The following is a 10,487-nucleotide window of genomic DNA, read 5'->3' as shown; positions in this document are numbered from 1 at the left end:
TTGCTGGTGGCGGACGGATCCTGCGCGCACGCGGCCAATAGCAACAGCAGCCCCGGTGCGAGTAAACGGCGGTACATTGTTACTTTCCCCAAGTTTTATTTGCGCCGCAATTCTTCGAGCTATCCCACCCCGTGAGCTCGTACCCGGTTGCGCGCGGCGCAGCGGATACAATTCCATCCGCCAACGCCGACACGCATTCCAAGGCTCTCTCAGGTTCTCTCTTCGAATCGTTCCGTCACTGCGTCATCGCTGCCGCTTTTCGCTGTGCCGACTGGTGTCAGCTTCGCTCCCCAAACATGACGCGGCAAACAATAGTGACGTGGTGAGCAATAATAATGGAGAAAAATGGCATGTCAAGGTCATTCGCGTTTTCAAAGTTTGCATAGCGCGTCAGTTTTGATATGCTCACCCTCATCAAAGCCCCTGGAGACCCCATCGCGATGTCCACCACCGAGCAGGCCAATGTCGATCTCATGACCGCCAACAAGGTGCGCGATCTACTGAACCGGAACGGTATTCCGCCGCGAAGTCACAACACGACGATCGCGAACGTGCTCGGCCTGAGCTTCTCGGTCGTCACGCGCAAGATGAAAGGCCTGATCCCGTGGAATCTGTCGCAGTTGCAGGACATCGCAACGCACTTCGGCGTACCGCCCGCGATCCTGCTCGACGACAAGGGCATGCAGCCGGCCGCCGCCGAGATGATCGACGCGACGTTCGTGGTCGAGTCGAAGCGCTTCCGCTGCCGCGCCGCGATCTCGACGAAGGCCAGCAGCCAGATCGAGACGGATTTCGTCGCGCTGCAGTGGCAAGGCGAATGGATCATCACCGAACGCCAGCACGCGCGCGAGGGCCGCACCTATCCTGTCGACGTGATCGAACTGCGCTCGGCGCAGCCGAACGTCTATGCGGCGCGGATCGCGGTGGTCGACGATTCGCAGGATGTCGCCGAAACGGTGTGCGAATACTTCATCGAGAAAGGCGTGAACGCGATTCCGTACTTCGACGGCGCGACGTTCCGCAAGGCGCTGGAAGTCGAGGATTTCGACGGCTACATCCTCGACTGGATGCTCGGCGACCAGACGGCAGCCGAACTCGTGCGCGGTATCCGTTCGAGCGAGAACAGCGGCGCGCCGATCTTCCTGCTGACCGGCAAGATCTCGACCGGCGAAGCCAGCGAGGACGAGATCGCGCACATCGTGTCGCACTACAACGCGCGCTGCGAGGAAAAGCCGGTGCGCCTGCCGATCCTGTTCGCCGAAGTGGCGCGCGAACTGAAGATCACGTTGCCGGCCGCGGCCGCCGCGAACTGAGACCGAAACGACAAACCACCACACGAACCACAGGACCGAGGGAAAGCCATGCGTGTTTCAACCATCTGGATCAAGAGCCTGCTGACGGCGTGCCTGTTCGGCATGGCTGCCGCGGCATGGGCCGCTTCGTCGTTCACGTTCACCGTCGACGGCAAGATCAGCAAGAGCAACCAGCAGGGGAAGACGACCTATGTCTTTTCCGAGCAGGAACTGATGGCGCTGCCGCAGCATACGATCGTCACGTCGACGAGCTGGACGCCGAAGGCGGCCTTCACTGGCCCGCGCCTGTCCGACGTGCTGAAGACCGTCGGCGCGCGCGGCACGCAGATCGAGTTCCGCTGCATCGACGAGTACACGTTCACGATTCCCGTGTCGGACGCCGACAAGTACGGCGTGATCCTCGCGCGGACGATGAACGGCAAGGTGCTCGGCAACGACAACTACGGCCCGCTGTGGATCATGTATCCGCGCGACCAGTATCCCGACGAACTGAAGACGCCGCTCGGCGAAGCCAAGTTCGCATGGCAGATCATCGGCCTGACCGTGAAGTGACATGACGCGACGGCGGTGGAAAAACAGAAAGATCATCCTGGTCCTCGGCTCGCTGTGGATCATGGGGTTCGCCGCATGGGCCTTCCTGCTGTGGGATCTCCTCGCCACCTCGGTCAACGAGGGCGTGCTCGAGGGGCCGCGCGAAGGCGTGTTCTGGACCGCCGCGCAATACCGTAACGTCTACACGCGGTTCGACCGCCAGCTGATCCTCTACGCGACGCACGAGGACGACGACTTCGAGCACGTGCAGATGCAGCTCGACAGCCTGTCGGTGTCGTTCGGGTTCCTGCAGCGGCCGTCCGAGGTGTCCCAGTACTGGCTGCGCATCCCGCGCGCGCGCAACGAGATCGACGCGCTCGGTGAATTCATGACGCGCCTGAAGCGCGAAGTGGCGTTGCTGCGCGACGCGCCAAAGAACGCGCGGCAGGTGATCGACGAAGTCAATGCGTACTGGCCGAAGGTCAACGGCCTCGCGAACTACTTCCGCGCGATCGAGATGGCGCAGCGCGATTTCACGTTCCATCAGCTGAAGGAGAAGCAGCGCGCGATCCTGACCCTCGGCATCGTGCTCGGCGTGATCCTGTGCGCGCTGTTCCTGCTGCTGTTCTATACGATGCGCACGCGCGACGACCTGCTCGAACGGCAAAATGCAGCGCTCGACGCGGAGCGCAAGGCGTCCGATCGCGCGTTCGAGATGATCGAGGCGAAGAACGCGTTCCTCGGGATGGTCAGCCACGAGCTGCGCACGCCGCTGCAGGCGATCTGCGGGTCGATCGAGATTCTGCTCGCGCGGCCGCAGTCGGACGCAAACCTGAAGACGATCCGGCGGCTGCAGAATTCCGCGTTGTCGCTGGAAGCGCTCGTCAAGGATCTCACCGACTACATCAAGCTGCGCTCGACGAAGCGGCTCGCCGAGCTGGATACCGTCGGCATCGCGCCGCTGCTCGCCGAAGTGCTCGAGCCGCTGCGCGAGAAGATCGCCGCCAAGCGGATCGCGGTCGCGCAACAGGTCGAGCCGGCCGGCCTCGCGATCCGCTCCGATCGCAAGCTGCTGCGGCAGGTGCTGTCGAACCTGATCGAGAACTCGGTCAAGTACACGGTCGGCGGATCGATCAAGGTGTCGATCACGGTCGTCGACGCGCCGGCCGGCCAGCAGGTGAAGATCGCCGTGCGCGACACCGGCGCCGGCATCGCGAAGCAACACCTGTCGAAGATCTTCGAGCCGTTCTATCGCGCGAACGACGCGGTCGGGCTGCACGTGGACGGAATCGGCATGGGGCTCGCGGTCGTACGCGAAATCGTGACGACGCTGCGCGGGCATGTGGACGTGCGCAGCGTGGTCGGCGAAGGCAGCGAATTCGTCGTGACGCTGCCGGCCGAAGTGCCGGTGATCGATACGGCCGGCCACGCGGCCGGCGACGCACCCGCGCTGCCGTCCGCGATCGCGCTCCGCGACCGGCGCGCGCTGGTGGTCGACGACAACGACAACGCACGCGAAACCCTCGGTGCGATGCTGTCGGCGCTCGGCATCGAAGCCGATCTGTGCGGCACCGGACAGGAAGGCGTCATGCGCTTCGGCAAGGGCCGCTACGACATCGTCGTGCTCGATCTCGAACTGCCGGACCTGAGCGGCTTCGAGGTTGCGCGGCGCATTCGCGCGGTCGCGGAGCCCGACGACGACGGCCGGTATCCGGCCATCCTCGGCGTCAGCGCGTATGAATCGGCTGCGCTGCGTGAAAACAAGCAGGTATTCGACGAATTCCTGCCGAAACCCGTTCATCTGCGCGAACTCGGCGCGCTCGTCGAGAAGCTGCTCGCCTGAGCACGCGCATCGGCCGTTCCCGCCTACTCGCCGATCAGATGCAGCACGATGTCGCGCCGGTGCGCCGCGCGGCGATGCTCGAACAGGTAGATCCCCTGCCACGTGCCCAGCACCATGCGCCCGTGCTCGACCGGAATCGACAGCTGCACCTGCGTGAGTGCCGTGCGCAGGTGCGCGGGCATGTCGTCGGCGCCTTCGGTGTCGTGCTCGTAGCGCGTATCGTCCTCGGGCGCGAGCGTCGCGAAGTAGCGTTCGATGTCGCGCTGCACCGACGGATCGGCATTCTCCTGGATCAGCAGTGACGCCGACGTATGGCGGCAGAACACGGTCAGCAGGCCGGTGCGGATCGCCTGCTGGTCGACGAATGCACGCACCTGCGGCGTGAATTCGACGAGGCCGCTGCCGCGCGTGTCGACGCCGATGTGCGTGAGGGCCTGTTGCATCGCCGTGACCTCAGGCCAGCGCGGCGAAGCCGTCGGCTTCGATCTGTTTCGCGTCGGCCGGGCGCACGACGCGCGCGACTTCGACGCCGTCGCGCAGGAAGACGAGCGTCGGCCACAGCTTCACGCCGAACGAGCGGCCGAGCGGGCGGCCCGGGCCATCCTCGATCTTCAGGTGCCGCACGGCAGGATGCGCGGAGAACGACGCGACGATCGCGGGCTGCGCGCCTGCACAGATCCCGCACCAGTTCGCGCCGAATTCGATGACGGTGGCGCCGCCCAGTGCGTCGACTTCCGCGCGCGTCGGCGCGTTGGCGGTGTAGCGTTGCTCGGTGTCCATCAGGCCCTCGTGTGCGTTGGCGGAACGGGGCCGCGCCCCGCGCGCGTGGTGCGGCGGTCGCGGCCTGCGACTTCCTACTCTAGCGGAAAAGCTCGCGCGATGCCGGCCGGCCCGTTGCGGCGCGCACGCCGCCCGCGCCCCTTCCGCAATGACACGACAAGATTCGGAGCGCCGCGCCGCCGCGACAGGATCAGCATGCGAACTGATCCGTCACCGAGGGCACCCGCCATGAATGCACCGCATTGCGTCACCGAACCGAACATCCTCTATTTCGGCACGCCCGTCGTGCTGGTCAGCACGCTGAACGAAAACGGCACGGCCAATCTCGCACCGATCTCGTCCGCGTTCTGGCTCGGCTGGCGCGGCGTGATCGGCATCGCCGCGAGTTCGCAGACCACCCGCAACCTGCTGCGGACCGGCGAATGCGTGCTGAACCTGCCGTCGTCGGCGCAGGCGGACGCGGTCGACAGGATCGCGCGCACGACGGGCACGTATCCGGTGCCTGACGGCAAGCGCGCGAAAGGCTACGTATTCGAACCCGACAAGTTCGGCACGGCCGGGCTGACCGAAGCCGCGTCGCAAACCGTCGCGCCGCCGCGCGCGCTCGAATGCCCGGTGCACATGGAGGCGGTCGTCGCGGCCGCGCACGGGATCGGCGAGGAGGCGCCGGACCTGCGCGGCTATATCCGCATCTTCGAGTTGCGCATCCAGCGCGTGCATGTGCATCCCGACCTGCTGATGGACGGCCACGCGGACCGCATCGATCCGGACAAATGGTCGCCGCTGATCATGAGCTTCCAGAAGTTCTACGGGCTGGCGCCGCAGCAGGTGCATGCGTCGCGGCTCGCCGAGATTCCGGAGCGCGCGTATCGCAGCCCCGACATCGAGCGTGCGCGTGAAGCGGGCGTGTTGAGCGGAACCGGGCGGTAACGAAGCGCCCAGGGGGATGCCAGGGAATCCGGCGCTTCGTCGCGCCTCCACCGGCGGGGTCGATGCGGCTGGGCCGGCCCGGTACCGCCTCGTGCTGCCGGCCCAGCGCATCGCCGTGCCGATCGCGCGGATCGACATCGCGATTGCCGATCGCTCGACCGAACCGATCGGCGCCGCGTTCGGCGTGCGTGTCGGTGCGCTGCCATGGGTCATCGATGCGTATGGCCTCGCGTATGCGGTGCTGCTGCTCACGGGCGAGCCATGAAGTTATGCCGCGTGGTCCGATCAGCGAGCCTATCCAGCCTCTCGGCTTGCCATGCCTTCCATCCATTCCTCGAACGCGGATACCGCGGCATCGTCGGCCCGCTCGGCCTTCGTCACCAGCATGTAGTCGTCGGCACGCCATACAGGCGACGCGATCGGACACACGAGGCGCCCCTCGGCGAGATCGCGCCCGATCAGCGGCAGGGATGCCAGGGCCACGCCGAGCCCCTCGATGGCCGCGCCGAGCTGCAGATTCACATGATCGAATTCGACATGGCGCGCGGCCCGCAGATCGGATGCACCGGCTTCCCGCAACCAGTGCGACCAGGCAGAGCGCGTCGTGGCCGAATGCAGCAGGACGTGATGACGCAGGTCGGCCACGCCCTGTATCGGATGCTGGCGCAGCAATGCGGGATTGCAGGCCGGCACGCGCAGGTCGGGCATCAACGGGCGCGATACGACGCCCGCACCTTGCTCGGGACCGGAACGCACACCGATATCGAAGGCGTCGGCGACATAGCGCAACTTGCGCGATGTCGTCGACACCCTGACGTCGATTTCGGGGTACCGCGAATGGAAATCGGCGAGCCGCGGCAGCAGCCAGCAAAGCGCAAAGCTCATCGGCACATTCACCCGCACGACACCCGAGATCCGGTGCGCGAACGTGTCGTGGCGCAGCCGCACCACCGCGGTACCGAGGCGCTCGAACGCGTGGCTGACGTCATTCAGCAACGCGGCCCCCTCGTCGGTCAGCACGACACCGCGCGGACGACGGTCGAACAATGGCAGGCCGAACCAGTCCTCCAGCAGCCTGATCTGCTTGCCTACGGCCCAATGGGTGACATGCAGCTCCACCGCAGCCCTTGCGAAGCTGCCGTGCCGTGCGACTGCATCGAAAGCGCGCAGCGCGTTGAGCGGGGGCAACTCGCCCCAGTGCTTCGCAGCGTCCCGGTTTCCGCTCATGACGTGACTTTTTCTCTCCAGTGACGCGATTTTAGCTCAATTGAAAATGCTGTCGCCTCGATCATAAAATTGCTCTATCGAGCGCGAAAGCGATACCACCAGCGGCTTCCGCTGACCGCTCGCACGGAGCGAACCACGATGCACCTGCCGGTTTTTTCCCCTCCCGCGATGCAGGAGACTGCACCGCCCCGACGGCGCGTGCTATGGCTATCCTGCGTTGCGCACGCCATGCACGATGGCTATACGGACATGATCTACGCGTTGCTACCGGTGTGGCAGTCGGAATTCGGGCTCGACTTTGCGGCCCTGGCGATCCTGCGCGGCATCTATGCCGGCACGATGGCGACGCTGCAGCTGTCCGCGGGGCGTCTCGCGCAGCACCTGGGCAGCCGCACGACGCTCGCAATCGGCACGCTGCTCGCCGCGCTCGGCTATGCGATCGCGGGCATGTCGGGTGGGCTGCTCGGTCTGGGCGTGGCGCTGGCGATTTCGGGCGGCGGCTCCAGCACGCAGCATCCGATCGCATCGGGCGCCGTCTCCCGTATCTACGGACGCGACGCGAGAGGCCCATTGAGCATCTACAACTTTTCCGGCGACCTGGGGAAATCCGCGCTGCCGGCCGCCATTTCGCTGCTCGTGACCATGATGCCGTGGCGTCACGCGCTATGGATCGTCGCCGGATTGGGTTGCGTCGTGGCCGCCGTCATCGCGCTCTGGTTTCCCGCCGTGCCGCGTAGCGCCGGAAAGTCGGAGGCCAAGGAGCACGCGTCCGTTCGACGCAGTGGTACCGGCGCAAGCGGATTCCCCACGCTGTTTTCAATCGGCGTGCTCGACACGGCGGTACGCATGGGACTGCTTACCTTCCTGCCTTTTCTGCTCAAGGCAAAAGGCGTCTCGCCTCAATTGCTGGGAACGGCCCTTGCGCTCGTTTTCATAGGCGGTGCGGCCGGCAAATTCATGTGCGGCTGGCTGGGCGCACGCATGGGTGTGGTCGGTACGGTGCTGCTCACGGAGGGCGGTACGGCCGCGTGCATCGTCGCGGTGATGTATCTCCCGTTGGCGCTGACCATGGTGCTGCTGCCGATTCTGGGTATGATGCTCAACGGCACGTCGTCGGTGCTGTACGGAACCGTTCCGGAGATGTCCGTGCCCGAGCGCACCGAGCGCGCATTCGCGATTTTCTACACGGGGACGATCGCATCGGGCGCGCTATCGCCTGTTCTCTACGGTTTCCTGGGCGACAGGATCGGTGTGCATGGCGCCACGTATGCGACCGCGTTGACCGCCCTCGCGATTTTTCCGCTCGCCCTCGCGCTGCGCCCGCATCTGGCGGATGACTCGACAGGATGAACACCATGACGAAGTCTGGCTACCCGACCGTCGGCCTTGTCGGCCCGGGCGCAATCGGAACGACCGTTGCCGCGGCCCTTCACGAAGCCGGCCGCACGCCGGTGATCTGCGGCCGCTCGGCGCACGAGCAGTTGAAATTGCGCTTCGATGGCGGCGAGATCGTCGTGCCCGGGCCCGTACTGACCGACCCGCGAGCGGTCAAGGAAAAGGTCGATCTCGTATTCGTCGCGGTCAAGTCGACGCAGGTGGCGAGCGCGGCCCCTTGGGTCTCCGCGCTATGCGATGCGAATACCGTCGTCTGCGTACTGCAAAACGGCGTCGAGCAACAAGCCGCGTTCGCGCCGTATGCGGCCGGCGCCACGGTCGTGCCATCGGTCGTCTGGTTTCCGGCGCAGCGCGAATCGGGCGCATCGGTGTGGCTGCGGGCCAAGCCCCGGCTCACCCTGCCCGATACGCCGGCGAGCAACGTGGTGGTCTCGGCTTTGCACGGCACGCGCTGCGCGCCGGAGGTTGCCGAGGATTTCATCTCGCTCGCCTGGCGAAAGCTCTTGCAGAACGCGGTGGCGGGACTCATGGTGCTGACCGGCCGCCGCGCCGGCATGTACTCGCGAAGCGACATTACCGAACTGTCGCTCGCCTACCTGCGGGAATGTCTCGAGGTCGCGCGGGCGGCGGGCGCGAAGCTGGGCGATGAAGTGCCGCAGGAGATCGTCGACGGATTCCATGGCTTTCCGCCCGATTTGGGTACGTCCATTCTTGCCGATCGGCAAGGCAACCAACCGCTCGAATGGGACTGCCGGAACGGCGTCGTGCAGCGATACGGACGATCTCACAGCATTCCGACGCCGATCAGCGATCTGGTCGTTCCGCTTCTCGCCGCCGCCAGCGATGGGCCGGGCTAGCAGCCGGGAAACCCGGTCGGATCGAATCGCCCGCGGAGTCATCGCGCTCCGGCAATCGCGGACAACACAATCATCCTCGATGACATCCGTCACTTCACAACCTGTTCGTGCTGCTTCGTGGCAAACAGGCAAGCAGGCGCCGGTGTTCCCAGGATAGTCAACGTACCGGATGGTCGGACCACGTGCAAATCGCTCGGTTACGTCGAAAAGTGCAGCCTGGCCGATCGGATAACATACGGCCGGCCACCTTCCCATGATCAAACCGACGGAGTGTTTTCAGTGATTCAACCGACCCAAGTATTCAAGGACAACCTCGCGCAACTGCCGGCCATCGACGGCGTCGCGCGCATCGATCTCGTCGGCGCGAACGGCGACGTGGTCGCGACCATCGAGAACCAGCCGGGCAAGCAGGGCTCGCTCGCGGTGTACAACTACCTGAAGCAGGCATTCGGCACGCTCGACGCGAACGCCGCCGAGCACGGCCTCGCGATATTCGCCGAGCATACGGCCGACGCGCGCAACCGTCCGGGCGCGCACCCGAACGTCGATCGTCTGCTGGCGATCGTCGCCGGCGGCGAAGCGCTGCGGATCGACGTCGTCGCGAAAGGCTGAGTCGTCGGCGGCACGCGCGCGGAAAGCCGCGATCGTCGCGTCCGTATTTCTCGCTCCGGAGACTGCCCGCGTGCCGCGTTTCATTGCCCTGCCCTTGGTCCACCGTTTCGCTGCTGCCGCCGCGATCGCGGCCGTTGCCTGTGCCGCATTCGGCGGCACGGCATCGGCCGATCCGCTGCGGACGGCCTCCGAGATCGCCGGTGCATCGCTGGTGCCGCTCGGCGTGCTGCCGCATTCGCCGGAGAACGGGGCGCTCGATCCGTTTTGCACGCGATATCGCGCGAAGACGACCACCGCAGCCGGCCGTGAAGTCGCGAAGCGCGACTGGATCGTGACGTCCGAGGCGCCGCTCGGGCGCTACACGGTCGTCACGTTCTCGAGCGGCTTCAGCGCCGGCACGAGCGCGATCTGCTTCGCGCGCAACGCCAACATCGGCGTGTTCGACGGCACGACGCTCGTCGCACTCGGCTATACCGCGCGCAAGGCCGGCTGGCAGCTCGGCTCGGCCGATCGGCTGGACAGCGGCGCGCTGCTGATCTGGGGCGGCGACGGCCCGGCGCCGCCGGTCGGCGAACTGCACGAAGACAACGGCAGCCTGCGGCTGACCCGTGTCGCCGCCGAAAGCACGCACTGCAACGGCCGCGCGGCCGTGCCGAACGTGTACGGCAAGCCGCTCGACGCGGCACGCAGGATCCTGATCGCGCATGGCTGGCAACCGCTGCGCCCGCGCGAACAGCCGGACGCGATGGACGGCGCGGCGACGCTCGCGAAGCACGGCATCATCGAAGCCGAAGCGTGTTCGGGCACCGGGATGGGGTATTGCGCGCTGCGCTACCGGAATGCGGCCGGCGTGCTCGGCGTGACGACGGTCGGCGGCGAGCCGGACAAACCTTCGGCGAACACCGTGATCGACTATCAGGTCGCGTGTCGCAAGCAGTGAGCGGTGCGCCGATCGCGCGTGCGCAATGCATGCGTCGCGCTACGATCCGCACCGTCCGG

General features: G+C 66.0%; 12 protein-coding genes and 1 pseudogene. 9 read left to right on the top strand and 4 right to left on the bottom strand.

The window, feature by feature from the left end:
* Positions 1-77 (bottom strand): annotated as a pseudogene (locus tag DIE03_RS23365) (sel1 repeat family protein); the annotation flags it as partial.
* Between the two features lie 363 nt (positions 78-440).
* Between DIE03_RS23365 and DIE03_RS23360 the strand changes: the two are divergent.
* The 3 genes from DIE03_RS23360 to atsR are packed head-to-tail and all read left to right on the top strand — an operon-like array spanning position 441 to position 3,687.
* Positions 441-1,313, top strand: a complete 873-nt coding sequence (locus DIE03_RS23360) for a helix-turn-helix domain-containing protein (RefSeq protein WP_124454465.1) — start codon at positions 441-443, stop codon at positions 1,311-1,313.
* A 48-nt stretch (positions 1,314-1,361) separates the two neighbouring features.
* Positions 1,362-1,865 (top strand): molybdopterin-dependent oxidoreductase, encoded by a 504-nt coding sequence (locus tag DIE03_RS23355; protein WP_124454463.1) that lies wholly within the window; start codon positions 1,362-1,364, stop codon positions 1,863-1,865.
* Between the two features lies 1 nt (position 1,866).
* Positions 1,867-3,687, top strand: coding sequence for a hybrid sensor histidine kinase/response regulator AtsR (gene atsR / locus DIE03_RS23350; RefSeq protein ID WP_124454460.1), 1,821 nt, complete (start codon positions 1,867-1,869; stop codon positions 3,685-3,687).
* A 23-nt stretch (positions 3,688-3,710) separates the two neighbouring features.
* Here the strand turns inward: atsR and DIE03_RS23345 are convergent, their stop codons facing one another.
* Both DIE03_RS23345 and DIE03_RS23340 read right to left on the bottom strand, forming a co-directional pair.
* A complete protein-coding gene (locus tag DIE03_RS23345) occupies positions 3,711-4,130 on the bottom strand; it encodes a secondary thiamine-phosphate synthase enzyme YjbQ (protein WP_124454458.1) in 420 nt (139 codons plus the stop codon).
* Between the two features lie 10 nt (positions 4,131-4,140).
* Complete coding sequence (locus DIE03_RS23340; RefSeq protein WP_021160574.1) at positions 4,141-4,467, bottom strand: thioredoxin family protein; 327 nt, start codon at positions 4,465-4,467, stop codon at positions 4,141-4,143.
* Positions 4,468-4,695: 228 nt separating this feature from the next.
* On the opposite strand from DIE03_RS23340, the gene DIE03_RS23335 reads away from it, so the two are divergent.
* Together DIE03_RS23335 and DIE03_RS38390 are read left to right on the top strand one after the other, a co-directional pair.
* Positions 4,696-5,397 carry a flavin reductase family protein gene (locus DIE03_RS23335; protein WP_124454456.1) on the top strand — a complete coding sequence of 234 codons (702 nt, stop codon included), beginning with the start codon at positions 4,696-4,698 and terminating at the stop codon, positions 5,395-5,397.
* 16 nt (positions 5,398-5,413) lie between these two features.
* On the top strand, positions 5,414-5,662 hold the full coding sequence (locus DIE03_RS38390) for a hypothetical protein (RefSeq protein ID WP_185658205.1): 249 nt from the start codon (positions 5,414-5,416) through the stop codon (positions 5,660-5,662).
* A gap of 29 nt (positions 5,663-5,691) precedes the next feature.
* Here DIE03_RS38390 and gcvA read toward each other — a convergent pair whose 3' ends face one another.
* A complete protein-coding gene (gene gcvA, locus DIE03_RS23325) occupies positions 5,692-6,624 on the bottom strand; it encodes a transcriptional regulator GcvA (RefSeq protein ID WP_124454454.1) in 933 nt (310 codons plus the stop codon).
* A gap of 138 nt (positions 6,625-6,762) precedes the next feature.
* Between gcvA and DIE03_RS23320 the strand changes: the two genes are divergently transcribed.
* The 4 genes from DIE03_RS23320 (at position 6,763) to DIE03_RS23305 (ending at position 10,428) form a co-directional block, all read left to right on the top strand.
* Entirely contained in the window at positions 6,763-7,974 is a 1,212-nt protein-coding gene (locus tag DIE03_RS23320) for an MFS transporter (RefSeq protein WP_124454452.1), read from the top strand.
* A 5-nt stretch (positions 7,975-7,979) separates the two neighbouring features.
* A complete protein-coding gene (locus DIE03_RS23315; protein ID WP_124454451.1) occupies positions 7,980-8,876 on the top strand; it encodes an oxidoreductase in 897 nt (298 codons plus the stop codon).
* A gap of 279 nt (positions 8,877-9,155) precedes the next feature.
* Positions 9,156-9,488, top strand: coding sequence for a DUF2322 family protein (locus DIE03_RS23310; RefSeq protein WP_085038374.1), 333 nt, complete (start codon positions 9,156-9,158; stop codon positions 9,486-9,488).
* Positions 9,489-9,576: 88 nt separating this feature from the next.
* Complete coding sequence (locus DIE03_RS23305) at positions 9,577-10,428, top strand: hypothetical protein (protein WP_260434940.1); 852 nt, start codon at positions 9,577-9,579, stop codon at positions 10,426-10,428.
* The last annotated feature ends 59 nt before the right edge of the window (positions 10,429-10,487 follow it).

Origin of the sequence: Burkholderia sp. Bp8992 (assembly GCF_003853705.1) — a bacterium.
Taxonomy (GTDB): Bacteria; Pseudomonadota; Gammaproteobacteria; order Burkholderiales; family Burkholderiaceae; genus Burkholderia.
Note: the sequence above shows the minus strand (reverse complement) of the source record. Positions and strands in the feature narration are given on the sequence as shown.